This is a genomic window from Escherichia sp. MOD1-EC7011, assembly GCF_002965005.1.
GTDB classification, from domain to species: Bacteria; Pseudomonadota; Gammaproteobacteria; order Enterobacterales; family Enterobacteriaceae; genus Escherichia; species Escherichia ruysiae.
In genome coordinates this window covers 1-23,919 of sequence record NZ_PTRD01000069.1, presented here as the reverse complement: position 1 = coordinate 23,919, position 23,919 = coordinate 1, and the positions used below count along the sequence as shown (strand labels likewise).

General features: G+C 47.3%; 22 protein-coding genes and 1 pseudogene. All 23 read left to right on the top strand.

The window, feature by feature from the left end:
* Positions 1-5 precede the first annotated feature (5 nt).
* Entirely contained in the window at positions 6-896 is an 891-nt protein-coding gene (locus A7098_RS23280; protein ID WP_000763393.1) for a hypothetical protein, read from the top strand.
* 9 nt (positions 897-905) lie between these two features.
* Positions 906-1,172 carry a hypothetical protein gene (locus tag A7098_RS23275; RefSeq protein WP_000176292.1) on the top strand — a complete coding sequence of 89 codons (267 nt, stop codon included), beginning with the start codon at positions 906-908 and terminating at the stop codon, positions 1,170-1,172.
* 195 nt (positions 1,173-1,367) lie between these two features.
* Positions 1,368-2,000 carry a hypothetical protein gene (locus A7098_RS23270; protein WP_000215413.1) on the top strand — a complete coding sequence of 211 codons (633 nt, stop codon included), beginning with the start codon at positions 1,368-1,370 and terminating at the stop codon, positions 1,998-2,000.
* Positions 2,000-3,256, top strand: coding sequence for a phage terminase large subunit (locus tag A7098_RS23265; protein ID WP_001007300.1), 1,257 nt, complete (start codon positions 2,000-2,002; stop codon positions 3,254-3,256). Before A7098_RS23270 ends, A7098_RS23265 begins: the two co-directional genes overlap by 1 nt.
* Positions 3,257-3,282: 26 nt before the next feature.
* A complete protein-coding gene (locus A7098_RS23260; RefSeq protein WP_001717193.1) occupies positions 3,283-4,857 on the top strand; it encodes a phage portal protein in 1,575 nt (524 codons plus the stop codon).
* Between the two features lie 21 nt (positions 4,858-4,878).
* On the top strand, positions 4,879-5,766 hold the full coding sequence (locus A7098_RS23255; RefSeq protein ID WP_001055285.1) for a DUF6651 domain-containing protein: 888 nt from the start codon (positions 4,879-4,881) through the stop codon (positions 5,764-5,766).
* Positions 5,767-5,791: 25 nt separating this feature from the next.
* Positions 5,792-6,667, top strand: coding sequence for a major capsid protein (locus tag A7098_RS23250; RefSeq protein WP_001130339.1), 876 nt, complete (start codon positions 5,792-5,794; stop codon positions 6,665-6,667).
* A gap of 73 nt (positions 6,668-6,740) precedes the next feature.
* Positions 6,741-7,661 carry an Ig domain-containing protein gene (locus A7098_RS23245; protein ID WP_105281494.1) on the top strand — a complete coding sequence of 307 codons (921 nt, stop codon included), beginning with the start codon at positions 6,741-6,743 and terminating at the stop codon, positions 7,659-7,661.
* 44 nt (positions 7,662-7,705) lie between these two features.
* Positions 7,706-8,140: a hypothetical protein gene (locus tag A7098_RS23240; RefSeq protein WP_000801185.1), complete on the top strand. Its 435-nt coding sequence runs from the start codon at positions 7,706-7,708 to the stop codon at positions 8,138-8,140.
* Positions 8,140-8,973: a hypothetical protein gene (locus A7098_RS23235; protein WP_000057118.1), complete on the top strand. Its 834-nt coding sequence runs from the start codon at positions 8,140-8,142 to the stop codon at positions 8,971-8,973. The genes A7098_RS23240 and A7098_RS23235 overlap by 1 nt, the downstream gene beginning before the upstream one ends.
* A 79-nt stretch (positions 8,974-9,052) precedes the next feature.
* Entirely contained in the window at positions 9,053-9,397 is a 345-nt protein-coding gene (locus A7098_RS23230; protein WP_001027663.1) for a hypothetical protein, read from the top strand.
* Positions 9,388-9,861, top strand: coding sequence for a hypothetical protein (locus tag A7098_RS23225; protein WP_000523628.1), 474 nt, complete (start codon positions 9,388-9,390; stop codon positions 9,859-9,861). The genes A7098_RS23230 and A7098_RS23225 overlap by 10 nt, the downstream gene beginning before the upstream one ends.
* A 1-nt stretch (position 9,862) precedes the next feature.
* The gene (locus A7098_RS23220) at positions 9,863-10,246 is read left to right on the top strand and encodes a minor capsid protein (RefSeq protein ID WP_072674432.1); all 384 of its coding nucleotides are present in this window, start codon (positions 9,863-9,865) and stop codon (positions 10,244-10,246) included.
* A gap of 74 nt (positions 10,247-10,320) precedes the next feature.
* Positions 10,321-11,067, top strand: a complete 747-nt coding sequence (locus A7098_RS23215) for an Ig-like domain-containing protein (RefSeq protein WP_024219535.1) — start codon at positions 10,321-10,323, stop codon at positions 11,065-11,067.
* A 55-nt stretch (positions 11,068-11,122) separates the two neighbouring features.
* The gene (locus A7098_RS23210; RefSeq protein ID WP_000163861.1) at positions 11,123-11,440 is read left to right on the top strand and encodes a hypothetical protein; all 318 of its coding nucleotides are present in this window, start codon (positions 11,123-11,125) and stop codon (positions 11,438-11,440) included.
* Between the two features lie 125 nt (positions 11,441-11,565).
* Positions 11,566-11,790 carry a hypothetical protein gene (locus tag A7098_RS23205; RefSeq protein WP_000952686.1) on the top strand — a complete coding sequence of 75 codons (225 nt, stop codon included), beginning with the start codon at positions 11,566-11,568 and terminating at the stop codon, positions 11,788-11,790.
* Between the two features lie 7 nt (positions 11,791-11,797).
* Positions 11,798-16,327: a tape measure protein gene (locus A7098_RS23200; protein ID WP_105281493.1), complete on the top strand. Its 4,530-nt coding sequence runs from the start codon at positions 11,798-11,800 to the stop codon at positions 16,325-16,327.
* Positions 16,328-16,369: 42 nt separating this feature from the next.
* On the top strand, positions 16,370-16,705 hold the full coding sequence (locus A7098_RS23195) for a phage tail protein (protein WP_000442113.1): 336 nt from the start codon (positions 16,370-16,372) through the stop codon (positions 16,703-16,705).
* An 82-nt stretch (positions 16,706-16,787) separates the two neighbouring features.
* A complete protein-coding gene (locus tag A7098_RS23190) occupies positions 16,788-17,486 on the top strand; it encodes a phage minor tail protein L (protein ID WP_000511446.1) in 699 nt (232 codons plus the stop codon).
* A complete protein-coding gene (locus A7098_RS23185) occupies positions 17,479-18,276 on the top strand; it encodes a C40 family peptidase (protein ID WP_000526938.1) in 798 nt (265 codons plus the stop codon). Before A7098_RS23190 ends, A7098_RS23185 begins: the two co-directional genes overlap by 8 nt.
* Positions 18,264-18,857 carry a tail assembly protein gene (locus A7098_RS23180; RefSeq protein ID WP_024171470.1) on the top strand — a complete coding sequence of 198 codons (594 nt, stop codon included), beginning with the start codon at positions 18,264-18,266 and terminating at the stop codon, positions 18,855-18,857. The genes A7098_RS23185 and A7098_RS23180 overlap by 13 nt, the downstream gene beginning before the upstream one ends.
* A 17-nt stretch (positions 18,858-18,874) precedes the next feature.
* On the top strand, positions 18,875-23,035 hold the full coding sequence (locus A7098_RS23175) for a phage tail protein (protein ID WP_105281492.1): 4,161 nt from the start codon (positions 18,875-18,877) through the stop codon (positions 23,033-23,035).
* A 93-nt stretch (positions 23,036-23,128) separates the two neighbouring features.
* Positions 23,129-23,919, top strand: a pseudogene (locus A7098_RS24355) (phage tail protein); the annotation flags it as partial.

Genomic DNA, 23,919 nt, shown 5'->3' with positions numbered 1-23,919 from the left:
TCGACATGGCAGATATCATCATCAAACGCTACCGCCCTGAAGAGTTTCCGCGTCATCTGGACTTTCTGGAGCGAATGACTGTCACAAAGGGAACTGTAGAGGACTGGCACGCTCTTAAGTCGCTTCACTACAAAACAGACGGCAAACCTTTCGCGCCAACATACTATCGCTGCGAACTGGATGATCGTCTGGTGGGCGTCGTGGTTATGGCTTACCCGAAACTTCTGCTGGCACCTCGCCATCGCATGTTTCCTAAGTTGAAACCAACCACCAATACCACCGTGGCTAACCAGTACTGGGGCCGGTACGTGAATAACAACTTTGCGGTGATCAGCCGCTCAGTTGTGGATACTCAGTACCGTGGCGTAGGCGTCTCTTATCGAATGATTAACCTGGTTAGCAGGATGCATGACCGGCCAATCATTGAGATCCAGTCATCGATGAGCAAATACAATCCCTTCGCCATGAAAGCAGGGTTTAAGTTCATCCGCCCTGAGCGACCGAAGAGCTATGAAAGTGCACTGCGTGTGTTCCAGCGCCATTTCCGCTCCGACCCGGGTGATAACGAGGCGATCGTCAAAGAGTTGTTCGCTATGAGCGAGTCTCGTCGTCGCCGTGCACTGCGTGATCTGGTGGCGGACTACCACAAGAACAGTTCCCTGGCAAAAGCTGGGCGGAATCGTGGCACGACGATTCAGGACATTGCCGACAGTCTGGTGGACGAGGCCAGCATTGTGAAGCTGCTCAAGGACATTCACAACCTGAGCTTTACGTCTCCGTTGTATGGTGTGTATCGAAACCCTGACTTTGGTCGTCGACTGCCTGACACGCTGCCACTGCTGGCATTCGACAAACAACCTTTGGATAAACCGTTAGAAATTGCTTTACCGGCATAAGGATTTGCCATGACGTTAACCGATAAACAAAAGGACATCATCAAAACGCTCAATCTCGGTTATGAGCGAGGTCATCTACTTGACCTGGACGAATTGCTTGAAGTTTTGCCGTACAAGACAACCAAGCAAAGTATCCAGTTCTCAATTCGCGCTCTGATAAAAAAGGGGCTGGTGGAGAAAGGGCATACGCGCCAACGCAGTGACAATCGCTATCACCGCCGAACTCTTGGGTTAACCACTTTAGGTCGAGCCAAAGCGAAGTTACTGGTGATGTAATCGGTCTGGGAGCTTATTTAAAGACCTGCTTCTGTATATATAAATAATAAGTAACTTATTAAATATATACGGAAGCAGGCTTCGTAAGACATGCCAGACCTAATTAAACACCCCAGAAAACAAGTTGGTTAGCAGATGCAGTAAACAAGTTGTTTTAGAGCGCATGGACGCGCTCTGTGTGTTTTAGAGGGATCTATGACGGTCGAAAAAGACGAGGTAAAAACTCGCCTGACACCAGCGGAGTGGGCCGAAGCTGAAGCCAAATGGACGTCAGGCGAATATACACTCTCAAAGCTGGAGGAAGAGTACGGCATTCGTCGTGAAACACTCTCCAGACATTTCAAAAAGCGAGGATTAGAGAAAGGCGCGGACTCTGTTGGGAAGATGGTTCGTGAGTCTCTTAAATCTGACGCAGAGCTTCGCGCTAAAGCCCGTGCGGAAAAGATAGAAGAACGTCGTACACGTTATGACGGCTGGGCGTATGCGTTGGGGCAGATGGTGATGGTCGAAGTCACTACGGCCAAACGTGAGGGTAAGCCTTTAGGGGCGATTGAGGATTCTCTCAAGAGCTTACAGAGAGCCAGTAATACCCTTGCAAAATGCTTTGAAGTTTCGTCCAAAGCATTGGGCATGGATCATGCGGAAAATGACGAGGAAGAAATTCCGAACCTGGTATTTGGTGAGCTTACGCCTTCCCAGGTGGCGAAATTACGTCAGGAAGACGACGAGCCTGAAATCATCGATGACGAATTGCTTGAGACGTTGGAAGAAGAAGCTCTAAGCGAATTTGATGCGACAGATGATGGAAGTGAAGGGGAGGACGAATAATGGCAATCCCGTCCTCGCTCAGTCTTGTGCAACTGCATTCTGGACAGATGAAAGTCTTCCAGTCTCCGCATCGATTTAAAGTTGTTTGTGCTGGTCGACGCTGGGGAAAATCCCGGTTGTCGATCTCCACTATTATTCGTGCGGCGGCAAAGGAAAAAAAGCAAAGGGTCTGGTATGTCGCTCCTACTTACCAGATGGCTCGCCAGATTTTGTGGGACGATCTACAGGAAGTTCTGCCTCGTAAGTGGGTTAGGAAAAAGAACGACACCACGATGACAATCGTGTTGAAGAACGGTTCGGAGATCGCCCTCAAAGGTGCTGATAAGCCTGACACTCTGCGCGGCGTAGCGTTGCATTTTGTAGTGCTTGATGAATTTCAGGATATGAAGGCTGACACCTGGTACAAGGTGTTACGACCTACTCTTTCATCGACACGCGGCGGTGCACTGATCATTGGTACGCCAAAAGGCTTCTCGGAATTTCACAAACTGTGGACTATAGGCCAGAACGTAGAGCTGCAAAGAAAGGGACAGTGGAAGAGCTGGCAGTTTGTAACTGCCGATTCTCCGTTTGTGCCTACGGCGGAAATTGAAGCTGCTAAGAACGATATGGACCCCAAATCGTTCGCTCAGGAGTACCTGGCCAGCTTTGAGAACATGTCCGGGCGCGTTTACTACCCGTTCGATCGTAACGTGCATGTAAAACCGCTTCAGTTCAACCCTCGGTTGCCTATATGGGTAGGGCAGGACTTCAACATTGACCCGATGTCTTCAGTAATTTTGCAACCTCAGCCAAATGGTGAGCTATGGGCAATTGATGAATTGGTGCTCTTTTCCTCTAACACGGCAGAAGTTTGTGATGAGCTTGAGAGACGCTTCTGGCGCTGGAAATCACAGGTAACGGTATTTCCAGATCCGGCAGGTGCTTATCGCCAACATGCTCGTGGGGAGTCTGACGTAGACATATTCAAAGAGAAGGGATTCTTACGTGTCGATTATTCGAAAAAGCACCCGCCAATTGCGGATCGTGTTAATGCTGTTAACCGAATGCTGATGTCCGCATCTGGAGATATCCGGCTGTATATCGATCCGAAGTGCAAGCATTTGATTGATTCACTGGAAAAAGTCATCTACAAGCCTGGAACACGAGATATGGATAAGACAGGTGGCATTGAGCATAGTGCAGACGCATTGGGCTATCCAGTACATCGTAGGTATCCAGTCAAAAACCGTGTTATTCTTGGTGGTTCTCGGTAGGTAAGTAATTATCTAAGGTTATTCAAATGGAATTGAACGACAAACAAATTAAGGATCTGGTGGCGCGACGCCACCCGGAATACGAAAAGAAAAAAGAACATTGGGACTTCCTCGCCAGCACTTACGCTGGCGGGCGTGGTTGGTTTACAGACAATATCTTTCGTTACTTTAAAGAGGGAGATCAGGAGTTTAAGGAGCGAGTTGAACGTGCTTATCGCTTCAACCACACTCGTGAGGTGGTAAACCTCATCAACAAATATCTCTTTAAAGAAGACATTCATAGAAATATCGAAGAGGCACCAGAGCAGATCCGCAATTTCTGGAAACGTGCGACTCGCCAGAATGCCTCTATTGACTCATTTATGGCCGCTATTGATTTGCAGTCGTCTATTTACGGTCGCATATGGGTTGTTGTCGATAGCACGATGAGTGGTGATGTTGAGTCAGTAGCTGACGAGAAAAAGAAAGATGCTCGCGCCTACGCCTACTGGATTTCACCTCAGCAAATGCTGGATGTGGCATGGGACGACGACGGGAATATGTTGTGGGCGTTAATTGTGGAAGTCGCTCGTGATGACGCAGATCCTTTTACTTCTACAGGTCAGGAATACCAACGTTATCGTCTGTGGACACAAAACGAGTGGTATCTGTTCCGTGAGGAAGTGAAGAAGGGCGCTGGTGGAGCAGGTCGCCGTCAGGCAAAAGTTATTTTAGAGGATAGCGGTGAGCATAATCTCGGCGTAGTTCCTGTGTTTCCTGTTGATTGTATTGGAGAAAGTGAATCACCGTATTTCAGCCCATCGTTGATCGATGATATCGCTTATCTTGATCGTGCGGTTGCAAACTATCTGTCAAACCTTGATGCCATTATTCAGGATCAGACATTTAGCCAGTTGGCTATACCGGTACAGTCGCTTTTACCTGGTGATGAAAACCACACTAAAGTGCTTGAAATGGGCACAAAGCGAGTCTTCACCTACGATTCTGAAGGTGGAAACCAGCCGTTTTATCTGTCACCAGACCCGAAACAAGCTCAGATGATCATCACTACGATTAAGACGGTGATTAACGAAATCTACCATTCAGTTGGTGTAGCTGGTGAGCGAACGAAGCAGGACAACGCACAGGGAATCGATAATTCATCTGGTGCCGCAAAAATGTATGACTTCCAGCGTGTAAATAGCTTGCTTGTCACAAAAGCAGAGCGTCTGGAAAGGGCTGAACGCCAAATCATGCTACTGGTTGCGAAATGGATGGGGGTAGATCTGGACGAAGACCACTCTTTAATTGCGTATCCAGAAAGTTTCGATATTCGTGGCCTTACTGATGAATTTTCTGTTGCCGAGAAACTGTCATTACTTCAGGCACCGGACTCTGTACGTCGTCACCAGATGGAAATGCTTATTGAGAAGATTTTCCCGAACATTACTGAGGCGATGAAAAAGGAATTTGATAAAGATCTCTTGAATTTTCCTCCAAAAAATGATCTAAATACCCTTGAAAATAAGTCAGTACTTACTTATGATCGTGGTGCAGCCCAAGAAAGCGGGCAAGATCAACCCCGAGGGAATGGGGACTCATCTACTCAAGAGAACGAGTGATAAGTAACAAAAGGAATTTTTATGAATCTGTGGCAAATGCTTTTGGCCCGTCGTGGTCTGATGGATGTCGCTGAAGCGCATGAGCGTGGAGGCGCTGGCGGTGTAGCTGCTGATAATGAGCAGAGTACACAAGATCCTGACAAACAGGGTGAACAAAAAGAGCAGCCGAAGGGCGATGACGAATACGCTGGCATGACTCAGGAAGAGTTACTGGCCGAACTTCGTAAAACCAAGAAAGCTGGTGCTGAACTGCTGAAGGAGAACATGAAGCGCAAAGAGAAAGAGCGCACATTGGCCGATCAGCTTGCTCAGTACGGTGATATCGATCCGGCTCGTGCTCGCCAGCTTTTAGAAGCTGAACAGGCCGCAGAAAACGCACGTCGTGAGGCGGAGCAAGCTGAACTGGAGCGTCGTGGTGAGTTCGATGCTGTTAAAAAACAGATGATCGAAGCACACCAGGCAGAGCTGGCACAGCGTGACGAACGTTATGCAGCACTGGAAAGTGAAAACGCATCACTGAAATCTCAATTAGTCGAGATGACCGTGGGCGCTTCCTTCAGTAACTCTCTCTTCCTACGTGACAAAGTTCTGATGACTCCGGCAAAAGCCCGCGTGATCTACGGTTCTCATTTTGAAGTGGGTGAAGACGGTAGCGTAGTGGGTTATGACAAACCGGCAGGTCATAAAGAACGAGCTGTTCTGGTTGACGGTGAAGGTAAGCCGTTGCCGTTTGAATCCGCGATTGAACGCATTGTGCGGGCAGATCCGGAAGCTGACGCATTGATGCGTAGCGAAGCCAAGCAGGGTGTAGGCTCACATTCCAAATCGACCTACACAATATCCCAACCGAAGAACAAGTCGACTATGGATAAGTTGGCCTCCGGTCTGGGGAAAATTGGACTTAAGTAACATCTAAATCAAAGGGAATTGATAGATGCCATTACTGCGTGAAGAAGCTGAAAAGCTGTCTAACAACGAACTTGAACAGGGTGTGATCGAAACTATCATCGATCGCGATGACCTGTTTGCCATCCTGCCTTTTATGAAAATTAATTCAAAGGCATATCTGTACAACCGTGAAAAAACGCTGAGTGAAGCTACCTTCATCGACGTTAACGACACCATCCCTGAAGGTGCAGCAACCTTCGAAGAATGCGTTGCGAAACTGCGTATTCTGGCTGGTGACGTAGACGTTGATAAATTCCTAGCAACCACTATGGCCGACACCAATAACCAGTTGGCTATTCAGGTTCGTCAGAAAGTTAAAGGTCTGGCTCGTGCGTTCCGCCGCAACCTGATTTTGGGTGACTCCAGCTCCAACAACAAAGCGTTTGACGGCATTCCACGCCTGATGCACGCAGATCAGAAGATCGATATCGCCGGTGCATCTATGACTTTCTCTATGTTCGACGAACTGGTCGATGCGGTGAAAGATCTTGGTGCTGACTGCATCATGATGCGTTCAGAGCACCTGCGTGCTTATCGTGCGCTGCTGCGTACAGTAAACGTAGGTCCGTCTGAAATCATGATGGAGAACTTCGGTCGTCCGATGCTGTGTCATAACGGCGTTCCGTTCATCATCAACGACTTCATCCCGACCGATTCTGGCAAAGCAAGCATCTACTGCCTGCATCTGTCAGAAGAGAACGGCGTTACTGGTCTGTATGGCGGCGACAACGCAGGTATCGTTGTTGAAAACATTGGTACTGTACAGAACAAAGACGCAGTACGTACCCGTGTGAAGTGGTACTGCTCTCTGGCGAATAAGCACGATAAGGCTATCGCTGCACTGACCAATGTAAAAATTTAATCAGTGTAGTAGATAAGTAGTTATCTATGTTAAAGGGTGGGCTATACGCCCACCCTTTTTGTAGGAGCGAGAAATGCCAGAACAAAAGATGAAGATTACGGAAGAGGCATTTTCGGATTTTACGGGGCATATGTGCCGTGCCGGATTTACCAATTCTATCTCCGATGAACCTTTAACCGAGCGGCAACAAAGTCAGCTATCTGCTTGTTTGCAGGCGGTTCCCTTCTCCCAATCCGTAAACATAACTCCGGCTTCACCATCAGTTTTGGTTGGGAAAACTGTTCAACTTAGTGCAGGTATTAGTATGGGTAAGAGTGCCAGTTCATTCACCTGGAAGTCAGCCAATGATCAAATTGCAACCGTTAACGGCACTGGATTAGTAACTGGCGTAGCCCCAGGCAAAGCAAAAATTACTGCAACTGATCAGGAAACCCAGCTTTCCGCTTCAGTGGAAGTCACCGTAAATCCGGTAGCCGTTCAATCCGTAACGGTAACGCCAGAATCAACGTCTGTTGAGAAAGGGAAATCAGTCAGTCTGAAAGCGAATGTTCAGCCGTCAAATGCGACGAATAAGGCTGTTACCTGGTCTTCCAAAAATGAAGATAAGGCAACGGTAGACCAGAGCGGGAACGTAACTGGTGTAGAAGTTGGCACTGCGACGATTGAGATCGTTTCCCAAGATGGTAGCAAAAAGGCAACTGCAACGGTGGAAGTAACTGCGCCTGTTGTGGCTGTTACAGGCGTCGAAATCGACCCAAATAGCACAACCGTTGAGGCAAACAAAACTGTTCGGCTGACCGCAAATGTCGAGCCGGCAGGAGCCACAAATAAAACCGTTACTTGGGAATCCAAAAATACCGAGTTTGCAACGGTGGACAGCGAAACCGGTGTTGTAACTGGTGTTGCGGCTGGCACTGCCACAATCGAGGTTACTACCCAAGATGGTAGCCACAAAGCGACAGCGACCGTAGAGGTCACTGCCGCACAGGAATAACCGATATTGGGCGGCGAAAGCCGCCCAAGAGGAGAGAAAGCGTTATGAAACCAGCAAAAATTGTTTTATTAGAACCGCAATTTTCCGGTTATTCGGGAATGCTGTGTGGCGTTCAGTTCGAGAACGGGGTATCCGTAGCGGAGTTGCCTTTTATCGATCAGCAGAGGATTTGTGCTTCAATGCGAGCGTCAACAGTAGAGGGCAAAAATGTCTCTCCGTCTGCCGCATACAGTGATCGTGGTGAATTGACAGCAGACCTGATTACCGAGCCAGCAGCGCCTGACATTGTGCCAATGAAACGTGGAACACCAGATGAACCGGCCAAACAGATCCAGGCTTTCACACGAGAAGAGCTGGAGTCCATTGCAGACAACGAAGGTATTGCCGGTCTACGAGTTATTGGTAATCAGGTTGGTGTCAAAGCGAAAGGAATTGTCGAGATGATTGAAGGCATCCTGAAAGCACAAGGCGGTGAGTAATGGCGCAGATCGACTCGTATCGTAGCGGTGAAGCTGTTTCTCTTTCATTTGCCTTCAACGTGCTGGATATCGAATCTGCTACCTACACAGTAAAGGACAGCACCGGGGCTATTCTCGTTGATGGCGAGCCGCTAGAAATTACCAGCGGTCAAATGTCGATTCCGGTTGTCGTGTCGGCTGAATATAACCAGCTCTCTGAGAAAGAGCGAGATCTGCGGTACGTCATTGTGAAGGCTGTTGCATCGGGTCTGACGCATGAAGAGCGGCAAATGTATGTTCTGCTGAATAGTTTTGAACTGTCGATACCAGAACAGTCGTTTGCAACTGTCGCTGATGCTCAAATGCAGGCGATCGATATGCTGAATGGGGACACTTTGCTGTCGGATGGTGAAGGCTTAATGCGCAAGCGTCTCATTGAGGCTACCAGACGAATTAAAACTTTACCGTTCTCAATCCGCAAAATTCTACGTATCGACTTTGACCGATACGATCGCCCTCAAAATATGCTGAATGTGTATGACATTCCGTGGGGAGCAGATGGAGCGTACCGGCATGATTTAGTCGATTGGGAAAAGATGACGCAGGAGAAGTTTGAAGAGTTCCCTGACTACTTCAAAGAAGCGTTGATGCTTGCCGTTGTCAACGAAGCGTGTGAGATCGCAAATGGCAATGATGTTGCCGCAGCACGAGAGGATGGCATTTTGTCAGAGTCAATCGGTGAAACAACCAACATGTACCGTACCGGTAAAGCTGCAAACGTGCATGTGGCTCGCAGTACCTGGCGCTTGCTGGTCAGTTACATCAACAACCGTATGATTGTTCGCCGTGCGTAACGCCAGTCGCATTATTTACTTTTGGTCTAAAGGGTTTTTGGCCAGTAATGAGAGCGACCGACAACAACAGGGAGAGAGCATGAATATTTCATGGCAAACAGAAATTGCGATCTACCGCTTTGGCGCAAAGAACGTTTACGGTGAGGCGCAATTACAATTCGTCAGGAAGACGAATGTCGGCGTGGTTAAGTTCGAACAGAGTAATGAGAAATCGTCAGTTCGTGCTGATAGCTCTGGTAGTCGTGGTAAGGCGAGTCTGGAGCTGTTTGATGCTGTGTTAGTTGTCCCTTTAGAAGCGGCTGTACAACTTGATGATGTGCTGATCCTTGAAGGTCAAAAATTAAAGGTGTCCAGTGTTCATCGCCGCTGGGGGCTACGAGGAAGACCTGGGCATCTTGAAGTAGGGGCGAATATATGGGTCTGAAATACGATGCGCATCAGTTCAAACGTGCGGGGAATCGACTCAACAACAGCCAGAAAGCATTTAAGCGATATCTTATCCGGGACATGGAAAAGCTGGCGCGTTTGGTTGAGCGTCTCAGCCGTGCAATGGCCCCGCTGGAAACCGGATCTCTGGAGACAGCCATCTTTGCCAGGGTGATTAAAGAAGGTTATTCAGGGCTGCGTATTGAGCTTTCTGTGTCTGGAGCAAAACCACGTCAGGGGCATCCGGGCGTAGAAGTAGGTGACTATGCTAAGTACATGGAGCTGGGTAAATACCGACTCGGTTATCTTTCTCGAATGAAGAACGTGACAAACCCACCCATTGCCGGTGTTAAACCCCGTGTTGGGCCACACTTTCTGGAAAGAGCGGTGGAAATTAGCGAGAAGCAGTTCTCAGAAGCGATTCTTGAGGCTGCCAGAAAAGCCGGATTTACGAGAGGTTAATGTGTTTATTGAAGCGTTTGCAAGTTTGATGCAGAAGGCAAAGATTGGCACGGTCGGGACTGACATTTTCTGTCACTACTTGCCTGCCAATGTGAAATCTGGCGTCCTGCTTATTAACCCAAATACCGGTATCAGCATCGATCATGAGCTACAGGGCTTTTATCACGAATCATTCACAATCATTGTGCGTGGTTCGTCAATTACTACGACGGTTGAGAAAACCAATAAAATCATTGAGATGTTTCCAGTAGAGGAAACGGAATCTGGTGGTGTTTATTTTCGACTTGTACGACCGATGGCGATGCCAATCATTTATCCCAAAAATGATGGGGCATTAATAGAAGCAGGCATTCCTGTTGAATTTGCTGGCTATTTATTGAATTAACTCAATTAGTAAGTATATACTTACCATTAGCGCAATGAATGCGTAGAATTAACGGAAAAAGGAGTTTTCCATCAATGTCTAATACCCATGTAAAAAACATCAAACTTGGTGCCTGTAAGGTGTCGTTTGGTGGTGTGGATTTGGGTTACACCAAAGGTGGTGTTCAGGTTGAAGTAGCCACTGAAACGCTGAAAGTCACCGTCGATCAGTTGGGGCAGACCGTAATTTCCGAATTAGTTCAGGGGCGCAACATTACCATCACCGCGCCTCTGGCTGAGTCTGTACTCCAAAACATGGTTGACCTGATGCCTGGTTCTACTCTGAGCGAAGATGACAACTCTGTCACGATCACATCTGCACAGGGCGTTAACCTGATTGATGTGGCGAAGGAGCTGGTTCTGACTCCGCAGGACACCACCGACTATGTGTTGACCATCCCGAAAGCGGCAACCGCGGGCAACTTCACTATGACCTACCAGTCTGATGATGTTCGTGTGTTCTCTGTTCAGTTCAGCGCATACCCGGATGATGAAGGCGTTCTGGGCAAAATGAGCGGTCCTAAACCGGTAAAAACTGTGTCGATCTCACCGGAATCTCCAACCGTAAAAGCTGGAGAAACTGTGCAACTGACAGCCGAAATCACTCCAGCTGATGCCGCAGACAAAACCGGTGTTTGGGAATCCGAAGACCAGGAAAAGGCCACGGTAGATCAAACGGGTCTTGTGCGCGGTGTGGCGCAGGGTACTGCAAACATCTCCTTCACCAGCAATAGCGGTTCTAAGAAGGCTACTAAGTCAGTAACGATTAACTCCGCAGATTAATCAGTAATTAAGCAGAGGCTCAGGATGAGCCTCTCTTTTAAAAGGATTTTAACCAATGACCAAATTACTCGATCTCGATTCCATTCTGCCTCCGAAGAAAAGCATCAAATTTGGCGGTCAGGAATATCCCATTGTTGAAATGACGGTAGGTCTGTTCGTTTCCATCAAGCAGATGGAAGGCAAAGATCTCATGAACATGTCTCCTGTTGAGCAAGTGACAGCTTATGCAGATCTGGTTCGTAAGGTTATCCCTTCAGTACCTGACGAAGTTCTTGAAAAACTGACTGTTCCGCAACTCCAGCAGATCTTCACCTTCGCTATGGAAGTGATTGATGAAGAAAACGAAAAAGCGGCTGGCGAAGGGGCAAAGTAATTTCCCGCGATGAATCCGGGACAAGGACCGTTTCAATAGATCTCGGATTCTATTTCAGTCGTGTAGTTGCTCACTACGCCGTGTCGCCATTAGAGCTATTGAACATCCCTCTCACGATGTTCTGGATGCTCAGTCGCAATATAGACCGTCTGCGTGCGGAAGAGGATGTCCGCAACTTACAAGTCGCTCGTGCGTCCCAGGCGGATGGCGAGGCTGTGAAGGCGTTCATGGAGGGTTTGCAACTCAGGATTGGAAGACCAGTCGTAACAGATAAAGTCTACGATCCAAGCCAGGATAAGGCAGACCCTGACGCCAAAGAGCAACTGATGCAAATATTTGGCAGAGGATGACAAGGGAATGTCACAAAACGTAGAGTTTATCCTGTCGCTGGAAGACAAACAGTTTACAGCGTCAATCGATCGTGCGGGGAAACTGCTTACTCGATTTGGTGAGCAGGTAACAAAGCCTGCTCAAAAAATCCAAACCTTTGAACGCTCTTTGGGTTCGGTCGCCCGTATCATTGGCGTTCTGGAAAGCAAGCTCGATTCTACGGCAGATAAACTACAGGATGTAGCTGCCGGTTTTGAGCTTGCTTCAGATGCTACGCGTAAAATGCGTGGCAACATCACCAGCCTCAATTCTGGTCTTAAAGCCCTAATTGAGCGCGTCGATACGACAACTTCTTCAGTAGATAAACTCACCGCGTCATTACGAAAAGTGCAATCAGAGCTAAATGATTTCTCTGATTGGGCGACCTATGCAAGCAAAAGCGCAAGCCGCTTTGGTACGGAGGTCAAAGAAGCCTCTGCGTCCGTGAGTGGCATGAATACGCGCCTTAATACCACGACGAAGCGACTCAGTAATTGGGGTGTCACAACGAGTCAGGCTGCCGAGGGACTGAAAAAGGTTCGTGAGCAGATGGACGAAGTTATCGGACGTCAGCAACTGATTAGCAAGCCGGTACGCGTTCGTACATCTGGAAGTGGCGATGGTGGTAGCGGGCGGCGTAGCGGCGCTTCTGGCCATAGCGGTAAAAGTAACGAAGGAGGTATGTTCTCTGGCCTTCGTGGCAACATTTTCCTGCTTGGCGAGATCGGAGATGCAGCCAGAACGGTTACTGACATCATGTTTGGGTGGCAGAAGCCTATTGTTGAAGCTGCGGCCGAAATGGAACGTATGCGGGTGATGCTTCGAGGGTTGAATAAGGAGAAGTCCAACCCTGGCCAGGCTGCCGCTGATGATATGAAGTACATCGTGGATATGGCTAAGAGCGCCCCATTTGCGATGGAAGCTCTAACCGATTCGTTCGTTAAATTCCGCTCAGCAGGATTAGATCCAACAGATGGCTCTTTAAAGACTCTTGTCGATTCCGTTGCTCGTTTTGGTGGGGATAGCGAACTTCTGAAGCGTGCATCCATTGCTGTTCAGCAGATGTCTGGTAAGGGTGTTGTATCGATGGAAGAGCTTCGCCAGCAATTAGGTGAGGCGATTCCGACAGCAATGAACGCAATGGCCAAGGCTGCTGGTCTGACAATGGGCGAGTTAACTAAAGCTGTAGCATCTGGAACGGTAGAAGCCAAAAACGCACTGGCACTTATGTTCAAAGAGTTGAAGATGCAGAACGAGGGGGCTGCGTCCGAAATGATGAACACTTTTACCGGTACGTTGGCGCAGATGCAGACGGCCTTTACGCTATTTGCGGATAAAGTTGGCCAAGCTGGTTATTTGTCCTCTTTAAAAGAGGGGATGAAAGAACTTACCTCTTTGATGAATAGCACAGATGGTATGTCTTTTGCTCACTCATTGGGAAGTGGATTGACAACGGCTGTGGATGGCTTGCGTGATTTGGCAATGTGGCTGATTAAAAATCAAGAACTGGTCATTGCCTTCGGCAAGGTAGTAGCTGCTATGGTGGCCTTTAAGCTACTTAAGGCTGGTATTTCTGGAGTTATAGGAACTGCCAGTCAGATGACGTCTGCTTTTGCGAATATGTCTACCACTATACAAGGGACATTTAATCTCGCTTCCACAGCCGTTAAACGATTTAATCGGGCAGCGAGCATGGGGCTATCACCTATACCATCTTTAATCTTCGCTATTCGTAATGCGTTCAGTGGATTGGTTGCGTTCATGGCCGCAAATCCGATAGGTTTTGCTTTTACCGCAGCAGTAACAGCAGTGTCATCGCTGATTTTTTACATGCAGGTACTCAGAGGAAAAATTGAGGATGTCGTAAATAAAGTCAGAGAGATACCTGAAGCAATGACGGCGGCAGATCGCGCGATGCTGGAGTCTGCAAAGCGAGAGAAAGATCGTCAGATCAGCAAGCTAGAGAAGGAGGTAACAACAGGTAAACGATCACAGGTTTCAAGAGATGGGCTGGTTTATGAAACAGATGTTGACGTTAACAGCACCAAACAACAACTTGAAAACCTAAAGAAAGAACGCGATGACATAGCTAAAACACTTGGCGAAGGCATTGAGAAGAGCGTCTATAAAAGCGTCACCAAAGGTTTAGACGATGCAATTGCCGAAGTAAACCAGAAGGCAAACGTCTCTTTGGTTGCAAATGCTAAGGAGTTGGAGCAGCTTAACAAGAAGAATGAGGAGATTGCCGGCAGAACTGACCTATCTGATCACGAGAAGAGTCAATTAAGAGGCGCGAATAACGCAAAAATCGAGCGTTTATATTCTGAGGCGGATCTTCAAAAACTCAAAGGTTATCAGGATATTCAGAAGGGTATTCTTAATGATCTTGTTAACTTAAATGAGGATTTTAAAAAGGCTACAACGGCAAATAATACTGAACAGCTCAAAGAAATTCAGGCTCGGATTGATGCTCAGATAGCTAACAAGAAATCGATAGAAGAGCAGATCGAAAATGTTACGACCAGCCTTAGTGTGAAAGCTGGTAGCGGTCTTAAGTCAATTAATGGCGGTAAAATTGGTGAGTTTTCAAGCACACCAGTTGATGCTAATTCCAAAACTATGACTGGTTTTTGGAAACAGCAGATGGACTCTAAAAGGTATCAAAGAGTCAATCTAGATGGTTCCGCATTATACGACTTACAAGGTCAACCTGTTGTTGGGCCTCGACAACTCAAGGAGCAATTAAGACAGAAGAAAATTTACGGTGATGTGAAATTAGAGCAGTTGTCAGAAAATGACCGCATCGCAGTAATTAAGACTCTGACAAAAGCTCGTGAACTTGATGCTGAAGCAGCGGATAAGGCAGCAAACCGTACCGCAAAAGCAGCCGAGAGAGCAGCAAAGAAAGAACAGGCAGCGCAACAGAAACTGGCAGCCGGATACCAGAAGGCTCTGGACAAAGCCGATCAGCTTATGGGGCAAATGGGTGAAAGCTCTAAGGCTACGGTATCGTTTGATCAGTCTCTTCGCGATACAACGAAATCGCTGACAGATTTGGCTAATGCGGTTCCTAACGAGTTCATCACTCAAGAGATGATCGACAAGGCGAAAAAACGTCTTGAAGACCTCAAAAATGCGACACCTGAATATCGCGAGATGTTTAATCGCCGCAATGTTGAGCAGATGATCTCCACTTGGGCACCGGAGGCGGATTCCATTATTAGTGCTGGCTATACGCCGTCTCGCGAAGAGAAAGTTGCTGATTTCGAAGACACCTACAACCGCAATCTCAAAGCGTTGATAGAACTTCGTGATAAGGCGTCTGATCCTAAAGTCGTGGCGCTTTATACAAAGAAAATCAATCAACTTATTGCTGCTGGCAATACCGCGCTCATTAAAGAGACAGGGACTGCGACGCAGAAGTTAGCACTGGAATACGAAAACCTGGCAGAGCAGATCGAAAGCACCTGGACTGATTTGTTTAGTGGCTTAACTGATGTCCTGACTGATTTCGTTATTAACGGGAAGATGAGCTTCTCCAGCCTATCTCAGTCCATTTTGAAAGATATCACCAATATGGTCGTGAAGTCGCAGATCACGCTGCCTCTAATGAACATGTTGGGGATGGGAACCACCGCAGCTGGTAGTTCACAGAGTGGTAATTTGCTGACCGGGGTTGCTTCCGCCGTTGCCAATCAAGAGGTACGAATGGGCAACACTGTTAACGGCGACAAGTCGGTAGGAGAAGCCACGAAGGAGACGTCCAGTTCGGTAACTGGATTGGGGCAAACGACACAGCAGACCACCAGCGCAATTGGCACAGCAACAAATGCGATTGGTAGCTGGGTATCAGGACTATTTGATAGCACCGAAGCCAAAGATGCTGAGACAAAAGCAGTGAAGGATTCCATCTTCTCGATGCAGAACCTCAGCTCTGTTACCGGTGCTCTGTCTGCCGCGTTTGCAATGCTTGGAGCTAATGCTTCCGGCTCTGGTAATAAGTGGTTGAATTTCGGCGCGACAGTTGCATCTGGGTTGGTTTCAGTATGGGCAGGTGGTGGTTTCGACAGTGTGACATCAAGCTCTGCTAAAACCGCAACTAGCAGTGTGGCTGACGGAACTAAAGGCATTCCTGCAATCCCGAAGTTTGCAAATGGAGGAATATTCGGAAAAGACGGCGTGATCCCGCTCCGGGCATACCAGAAAGGCGGTATTGCTAACTCACCTCAATTAGCGTTGTTTGGGGAAGGTTCTATGAATGAGGCGTATGTTCCATTGCCTGATGGCCGAACAATCCCTGTAACGCTCAGTACCGATGGTATGAGTGGAGGCGGAAATGTTCTTTCTCCTGTATCAATTGAGATCAACGTCCATAGTGACGGTAGCACAACTGAATCCGGCGATACAGAAAGCATATGGAATAATGCAGCTCAGCGGGTGAAAGCCGTCGTACTTGAGACTATCGCTCAAGAAAAACGCCCTGGCGGATCACTCAACCCAAACACTCAACGTAACTAACTATCGACTGCCCCGACGGGGGCAGTCTCACAAGGATGTGAGATGGAAAGACAAACGTTTAATTGGTATCCAGATTACGAATCTGAAAAAAGCGTAAAACCGAATGTAACGGTACTTAATTTTGGTGATGACTACGAGCAGCGACAGGCTCAAGGTCTTAATCGTATTAAAGAAGAATGGTCGTTAACCTTTACCAGATCATACAACGAAATTAATGCAATCGATGACTTCCTGACTGAGCGATCAGGCGTTGAATCGTTCTATTGGGTTAATCCAAGAGGCAAGCAGATTGTAGTTGTATGTGACAGTCATACGGTCAAGCGATATCAGGGGTACTGTGTCTTAACTGCTACATTCAGACAAGTATTTGAGGCTTAAGCATCTGGATAAGTAAGTACTGATTTACTATCATTGTGGCGCTGACAGGATGTTAGCGCCTACTTATTTCAAGGATGAAACAATGGGAATTAAAGCTGATATTCAGAGCTTATCTCCCTCTGCACTCATTGAGTTGTTCGTACTGGATATGTCGAACACAACTTCAGGGGGGAAGCTATTCTTCCACGCCGGAACAAACGAACTGATGCAACCAGTCGTCTGGCAAGGAGTGACATACGAGCCGTGGCCAATCAAAGCATCAGGCTTTGACAAAACGGGCCAGGGAACGTTGCCACGTCCAAAAATTCAGGTATCGAACTTTGCCGGAACCGTCTCTGCGGAAGTTCAGGCAAACGACGATCTTGTTGGCTGCCGCATTATTCGCAAGATGACGCTGGCTCGCTTCCTCGATGCCGTTAATTTTAAAGACGGTAATCCAACAGCAGATCCAAACCAACATTTCCCGGATGAAATGTGGTTTATCGAACAGAAAACGCTCGAAACTCATCAGGTTGTCGAGTTTGAGTTGTCCAGTGTGTTCGATTTGATGGGGGTGCAACTGCCGTATCGTCAGATCATTAAAAACACCTGCCCGTGGAAATACCGAGGGCCAGAATGCGGCTATACCGGTCCATATTTCGACAAAAATAACCAGCAGACGTCTATGTCTGGTGCTGATTACTGCACAAAACGTTATGACGCCTGTAATGCGCGTCGGAATTATTTTGCCAACGGAGTGATCCATTTTGGCGGGTTTATTGGAGCTACGCGATATGGGTAATAAAGCAATCCCTGAGCTTGGCTCTGATGTTATGCAGCAAATCTATCTCTGCGCCATAAATCGCTACCCTAATGAAGCGTGTGGCTTTCTGGTGAGAACTAATGGCGACAAATATCGCTTTATGGAAGCGCGAAATGTTTCGGAGAACCCGCAGAACACTTTTGTAATGCACGTTGACGACATTATAGCGGCAGAGGATGCAGGTGACGTAATCGCAATCTGGCATTCACATACTGATGAATCAGCAGAAGCATCTGATGCCGATCGTGCAGGCTGTGAAGCGACGGAAGTTCCGTGGATGATTCTGGCTATTCGCAAGAATGTTGAGGGAGATGCCCCTTTCCATTTTAGCGAGATGAATGTGATCACACCTGATGGTTTCGAAATGCCATACCTGGGTAGACCGTATGTATTTGGCGTATTCGATTGCTGGATGTTGTGTCGGGACTATTTGAAGCGTGAGTTTAACGTCGAGCTTAACCCGAACGCACACCTGCATATTCCATCGTGGTACACCGGCGATAACGACATTCTCGACCAGAACTACCGAAACGAAGGGTTGGTACGGCTTGCGCCTGGAACAGAGCCTCAACGTGGGGACGTCTTCTTTATTCAATACGGGAAAATGCCAGATCACTGCGCGGTTTATATCGGCGATGGAATGATTCTTCATCACCAGATCGACCGTCTTAGTTGTCGTGCTTATTACGGCGGAATGTATCAGAAACATACGACGCATCACTTGCGTCACAGAGACTTGCTCAAGGGAGATGAGACGTGTCTGAGTTAGTTCATGTGCAGCTTGGCGGACCTATGGCTAAACATTTTGGTCGCCACTGGCATCTAAAGGTGCGCAATACAAAACAGGCTCTGGATTTAATTGAAGCCAACAAGCCTGGGTTTAAAGCATGGATGAAGCGCAATATCAAAACCTATGACAGTTACCACATCCAGATCACCAATAAACAGGGCCACAAGTGGTCTGTTGACGAAAGTGAATATCAGATGATGGGGCAGTCTGACAACATTGCCAAAATCCGCATTACACCTGTTCCGCGAGGAAGCGGTGGATCTGCTTTTGGGTGGTTTCAGACGGTAGTAGGGGCCGCTTTGTTGGTTGTATCGGCGGTAGTGATGCCTGCTTTAGCACCTCTCGGTTTGTCACTGATGATGGGCGGCATATCACAAATCATATCGCCGCAAGCCACTAACGAAAGTGTGAGACAGGCAGATAACTCGAACTCTTATTATTTCGACGGCCCTCAAAATACAGAAAACCAGGGCAACCCAGTACAACTTATCTATGGCGAGGAAATTCTGGTTGGCTCACAGGTTGTGAGTTCTTCAATCACGATTGACCAGCTAATGTAAACAAGGATTTTTTGAACATGGAACAGTTCAAGAAGAAAAAGCTACCGCTGTTTATTGCCGGTGCGGGTGGTAAAAAAAGCAGCAAAAGCTCCAGCCGTACACCGGTTGAAGCCGACGATACCGTAAATTCTCGTGCAATGGCCGCTATCCTCGATCTTCTTGGGGAAGGGGTAATTGGCGGCTTAGTAAATGGCGCAAGATCTATTTTTATCGACGATCTGCCGATTGTAAATGAGGACGGTTCCTCCAACTTCAGCGGAATCACATGGGATTTTCGCGACGGTTCACAAGACCAGACTCCAATGTCTGGCTTTGATTTCGTTGAAACGCCTAAATCCGTCAATATCCAGTTAAAAAAAACACATTATGTAACGGTTTCAATCGATAACGATGAAGCTGATCGGGTTCGTGTCATCATGAAGTTTCCTTCTTTGCGAAGCATAGATAAAAAAACTGGTGACACGAACGGTACGACTGTTGAGTACAAGTTCCAGATAGCAAATGGCGACTCAACATTTGTAGATGTGGTCGCGGAAGGTGAAAAAAGCGTTGGCATTAAGCTAACAGCAAAGAAGACCGGCGTTTATTACCGTAGCTACGAGCTGAAGCTGCCTAAGCCTGGACGCGCATACAAGGTTCGTGTAGTCCGTATTACCGATGATAACAGTAGCCAGTATCTCTATAACGATACATGGGTGGATTCAATCGGGGAAATTGTCGATACACCGATGAACTATCCAAACTCTGTTTTGGTTGGATTGAAGGTAAACTCTGAGCAATTCGGCAGCACCATGCCATCTCGCTCTTATCTGGTGCGTGGCCTAAAAATTCGAGTACCTTCAAACTATAACGAGTCCAGTAACACTTACGCTGGGGTATGGGATGGCACTTTTAAGCTGTTGTCTTCTTCGAACCCCGCGTGGATTCTCTTTGATTTGCTGACCAATGCTCGATATGGCCTTGGTCAGTATGTGTCGGAATCTATGATTGACCTTGGCCAGTTGTACCAGATTGGTCGATATTGTGACGAAGAGGTCGATGATGGCTTTGGTGGCAAAGAGAAACGCTTTGCAATCAATACGCAGATCACCAGTCGACAGGACGCATACCGGCTAATTCAGGATATTGCTGGAGCATTCCGCGGCATGGTGTTTTGGGCTGGTGGGATGGTTAACATCATGCAGGATAGCCCATCAGATCCGGTAATGATGTTTACCAACTCTAACGTCAAAGATGGATTGTTTACCTATAAAGGTTCTGCGCGTAAAGATCGCCCATCCGTTGCGCTCGTAACCTACAACAACAAGGAGGACGGTTATAAGCAAAACATCGAGTACGTTGAAGATCAGGACGCAATGCGCCGTTATGGTGAGCGTAAGACAGAAGTCGTAGCATTTGGCTGTACAAGCCGAGGGCAGGCTCACCGAGTTGGTTTATGGCTTTTATATACCGCCAGAATGGAGTCGGATGTAATTACATTTACTGCCGGCTTAGACGCGTCATTTCTGATGCCTGGTGAAACCGTTCTGATTCAGAACAAATATCGCGCAGGCAAACGTAACTCAGGTCGAATTGTGGCGTTTACCAAAAACAGCGTCACACTCGATGCGCCTGTGTCGTTAGCCAAAGGCGGCTGCTTTATTCGAATACTGAATCAGGAAGGCAAAATCGTTGAACGCGATGTTCTTGAAACTGGCGAAAATATAACAAAAGTTACGTTTTCAAAAGCCCTGTCTTCGGCTGAGACGCCTGTTTTGAACGGCGTCTGGACTATTACAGAACCAGACCTCGAACCTATGCGCGTTCGCATCGTTAACATCGCGCAGGGGGAAACGCCGGGTAGCTTTGACATCACCGCTGTTGAGAACAATCCGTCTAAATATGAGGCGATCGACAATGGTGCAACGCTTATCCCGCAAAATACGACGGTATTGGACCCGACTTACTCCAAGCCGTCTAATTTGCAAATCACCGAAGGGACTTATCTCTCAAGCCCTGGCAACCTGTCAGTAAAACTGACTGCAACATGGGAAGGGAAATCTCCAGAGTATTGGATCAGTTGGCGACGTTCTGATGAAAACAATGTATCGAACTGGCAATCGGCGCGTGTAACCGAAGAGCAATACGAAATCGTTAATGTTGCGGAGAATGGACGCTACGACTTCCAGCTGTATGCGGTTTCATTCAACGGTAAAAAAACAGAGATTATCAGTACCGTTTATCAGGTGCTGGGCACAATGACACCGCCGGATGCCCCAACGTCATTAACGGCCGTTGGGGACTATCGTAATGTGATACTGAATTGGGTTAATCCAGATTCGGTAGACCTTGATCACATTAATGTTTACGCATCCCAGACCAACAATCTGGATACAGCGAAACTGATCGCAGAGTCTGCAAGCACCACCTTTACACATGCTGGTCTTGGGGATAGCGAAACGTGGTATTACTGGGTTCGAGCATCGAACAAGCGAGGTATGTTAAGTCCTCCGAACTCAAACTTGGGGACAGAGGCGACAACTCGCGATGTACTGTCGTTCCTGACAGGCAAAATTACGTCTTCTGAACTTGGCCAGGCTTTACTTGAGGAAATCGACTCAAAAGTATCTCAGGAGGCGGTGGATTCCATCTATGAACAGATGGATGAAAGTCTGAAAAGCCTTGATGACAAGTTTACAGAGACAGATCGGCGGCTTGAAGAAGCTCAAAACGATCTTAAAACGGATGTTTCCAGTACTGTAAGCAAGGTGGAAGACGCACTTAAGGAGGTTGCAAACTCTAACGCTGCCTTAATTCAGTTGCAGGAAACTGTATCAGAGCAGGGTAAAGCTGTAGCTGGAGCTGTTGAGGCGGCAAATGCAGCACTTGACAATTCATCGGCTTTAATTGCGGAGGAGCGTGAAGCACGAGTTGAGGGTGACTTGGCAAACGCGAAAGAAATCGAGGCGATGAAGTCAACTGTAGATAGCAGTTTAGCCACCATTGAAGAAATGAAAAAAACCGTGGCTGAAGTTGAACGTTCTAGTGCCGAAGTTACGACAAACATTGAGGCATTGGCTAAAACAAACATCGATCTTGCTTTGCGTCAGGATGAAGATCAGCACAAGCAGATGGTGAGTAATGCGAAGATCACCACAACTCAGAAGGCTTTTGCAGACGATATATCTGCAATGGCTACGAAAATGGAAGAAATTCGCGCTGAAATAAATGAGGATATCAGAGCTTCAATCACTGAAGAAACAACGGCTCGTGTAGATGCTGATAATGCTATTGCAAGCAGAATCACCAAACTTGAATCAAAGATTAACGATGATATTTCTGCCGCAATTGTGAGTGAACAAGAGGCACGAGCTAGTGCCGATGAAGCACTTTCAAAAGAAATACTATCGTTACAAGCCAAAATTGAAGGCGATATTAGTGCAGCTATATCTGAAGAAAAAATTGCCCGAGCAACTGCTGATGAATCTTTAGCACAACAGATAACCACATTGAAGAGCCAGACGGGTAAAGATATTAAGGCGGCTGTAGCAGAAGAGACGAAAGCCAGAACTGACGCTGATTCGGCTTTGGCTTCTAGTATCACTAATCTACAGGCGCAAACGAGCAAAGATATTAATGCCGCGATTACGTCTGAGGCGACTGTGCGCACAAACGCCGACAATGCTCTAAGTGGACGAATTGACACCTTAAAAGCATCAGTTGATGGAAATACAGCGACAATTCAAGAGCAGGCAACTGCTATTGCTGATACTAACAAAAAGGTTTCAACCGCGTGGACGTTGAAGATGGAAACGTCAACAAGTGGTGGGCAAAAATATGTCGCAGGTATTGCGCTTGGAATTGACACCACGGGGCTTTCCCAGTTTTTGGTGCAAGCAGATCGATTTGGTCTAGTCAACTCAGTTAACGGAAAGATCACCACACCATTTGTTATCGAAAACAGCGTTGCATACATGAATGGTGCGTATATTAAGGATGGTACTATCACAAATGCAAAGGTAGGTGACTTGCAATCAACAAACTTCGTAAGCGGACGAGCCGGATGGCGATTTGGTAAAAATGGAACGCTTGAGATCAACAGCAATAGTGGCGGCAATGGGAGATTGGTTATAAATGGTCAGAGGATTGACGTTTATGATGACAATAATGTCCTTCGAGTTAGGATTGGTCAGCTTTGATTGTGGAAAAAAATAATCATTTCTGTAAAAATAGGTAGGTACTAACTTAATGGTGGGCATGGAACGCCCACCATATCTAGGAGCAAAGGATAAATGTGGTACAGGGAAGGTACAATAAATCTCACTAAAGGAAATAAAACTGTAGTGGGAACAGGCACAGCCTGGGGAGTGACGGCGAACGGCGTCCTTCCAGGTATGATATTGATTGGCCCCGATAATAAGTTATATGAAATAAAATCAATCGAGAGTGACACTTCGTTAACTCTTGTTGAAGCCTACGGTGGCAGCACCCAAACAAATGTTCCGTGCAGAATAATTACGACCTATGAAGGTGATTTGACCCAATTTAGTGCTCGTTTTACTGCGCTTATGTCTCGCATGTCAGCCGATTCAAAAATGATGCGTAGTTGGCTGACTGCTGTGGATGAAATAACAATTGAGCGTGAAGATGGCACGGAATTAACCGTAAAATCCCTTACGCAGATCGTTAATGAGCACAATGAGAACCTAGAATGGTATAAAGAAAATACTCCCATAATTAACACCGCTGCACAAAAAGCTAAAGAGGCGGCAGCGAGCGCAACAGCGGCCAAAAAATCAGAAACTAACTCAAAAGCGAGTGAGACAGCTTCAAAGACCAGCGAAACTAATGCGAAAAATAGCGAGGTAGCTGCAAAATCGAGTCAGAGTGCTGCCGCCAACTCCGCTACCGCAGCAAAAAACAGCCAGGATGCAGCAGCCGAAAGCGAGAGTGCTGCAGCTGGTTCTGCGACTTCAGCAGCTGGATCAGCAACTGCTGCGGCTAACAGCCAGAAAGCCGCGAAGACGAGCGAAACTAACGCAAAGTCCAGCCAGACGGCAGCGAAGACCAGCGAAACGAATGC

What these genes read in the sequence shown, in the direction of transcription:
- A7098_RS23245 (WP_105281494.1), top strand. Translation starts at nt 6,741, where the DNA reads ATGCCAGAACAAAAGATGAAGATTACGGAAGAGGCATTTTCGGATTTT.
- A7098_RS23230 (WP_001027663.1), top strand. Translation starts at nt 9,053, where the DNA reads ATGAATATTTCATGGCAAACAGAAATTGCGATCTACCGCTTTGGCGCA.
- A7098_RS23200 (WP_105281493.1), top strand. Translation starts at nt 11,798, where the DNA reads ATGTCACAAAACGTAGAGTTTATCCTGTCGCTGGAAGACAAACAGTTT.
- A7098_RS23215 (WP_024219535.1), top strand. Translation starts at nt 10,321, where the DNA reads ATGTCTAATACCCATGTAAAAAACATCAAACTTGGTGCCTGTAAGGTG.
- A7098_RS23205 (WP_000952686.1), top strand. Translation starts at nt 11,566, where the DNA reads ATGCTCAGTCGCAATATAGACCGTCTGCGTGCGGAAGAGGATGTCCGC.
- A7098_RS23270 (WP_000215413.1), top strand. Translation starts at nt 1,368, where the DNA reads ATGACGGTCGAAAAAGACGAGGTAAAAACTCGCCTGACACCAGCGGAG.
- A7098_RS23235 (WP_000057118.1), top strand. Translation starts at nt 8,140, where the DNA reads ATGGCGCAGATCGACTCGTATCGTAGCGGTGAAGCTGTTTCTCTTTCA.
- A7098_RS23255 (WP_001055285.1), top strand. Translation starts at nt 4,879, where the DNA reads ATGAATCTGTGGCAAATGCTTTTGGCCCGTCGTGGTCTGATGGATGTC.
- A7098_RS23250 (WP_001130339.1), top strand. Translation starts at nt 5,792, where the DNA reads ATGCCATTACTGCGTGAAGAAGCTGAAAAGCTGTCTAACAACGAACTT.
- A7098_RS23195 (WP_000442113.1), top strand. Translation starts at nt 16,370, where the DNA reads ATGGAAAGACAAACGTTTAATTGGTATCCAGATTACGAATCTGAAAAA.
- A7098_RS23175 (WP_105281492.1), top strand. Translation starts at nt 18,875, where the DNA reads ATGGAACAGTTCAAGAAGAAAAAGCTACCGCTGTTTATTGCCGGTGCG.
- A7098_RS23210 (WP_000163861.1), top strand. Translation starts at nt 11,123, where the DNA reads ATGACCAAATTACTCGATCTCGATTCCATTCTGCCTCCGAAGAAAAGC.
- A7098_RS23240 (WP_000801185.1), top strand. Translation starts at nt 7,706, where the DNA reads ATGAAACCAGCAAAAATTGTTTTATTAGAACCGCAATTTTCCGGTTAT.
- A7098_RS23225 (WP_000523628.1), top strand. Translation starts at nt 9,388, where the DNA reads ATGGGTCTGAAATACGATGCGCATCAGTTCAAACGTGCGGGGAATCGA.
- A7098_RS23280 (WP_000763393.1), top strand. Translation starts at nt 6, where the DNA reads ATGGCAGATATCATCATCAAACGCTACCGCCCTGAAGAGTTTCCGCGT.
- A7098_RS23185 (WP_000526938.1), top strand. Translation starts at nt 17,479, where the DNA reads ATGGGTAATAAAGCAATCCCTGAGCTTGGCTCTGATGTTATGCAGCAA.
- A7098_RS23265 (WP_001007300.1), top strand. Translation starts at nt 2,000, where the DNA reads ATGGCAATCCCGTCCTCGCTCAGTCTTGTGCAACTGCATTCTGGACAG.
- A7098_RS23275 (WP_000176292.1), top strand. Translation starts at nt 906, where the DNA reads ATGACGTTAACCGATAAACAAAAGGACATCATCAAAACGCTCAATCTC.
- A7098_RS23260 (WP_001717193.1), top strand. Translation starts at nt 3,283, where the DNA reads ATGGAATTGAACGACAAACAAATTAAGGATCTGGTGGCGCGACGCCAC.
- A7098_RS23190 (WP_000511446.1), top strand. Translation starts at nt 16,788, where the DNA reads ATGGGAATTAAAGCTGATATTCAGAGCTTATCTCCCTCTGCACTCATT.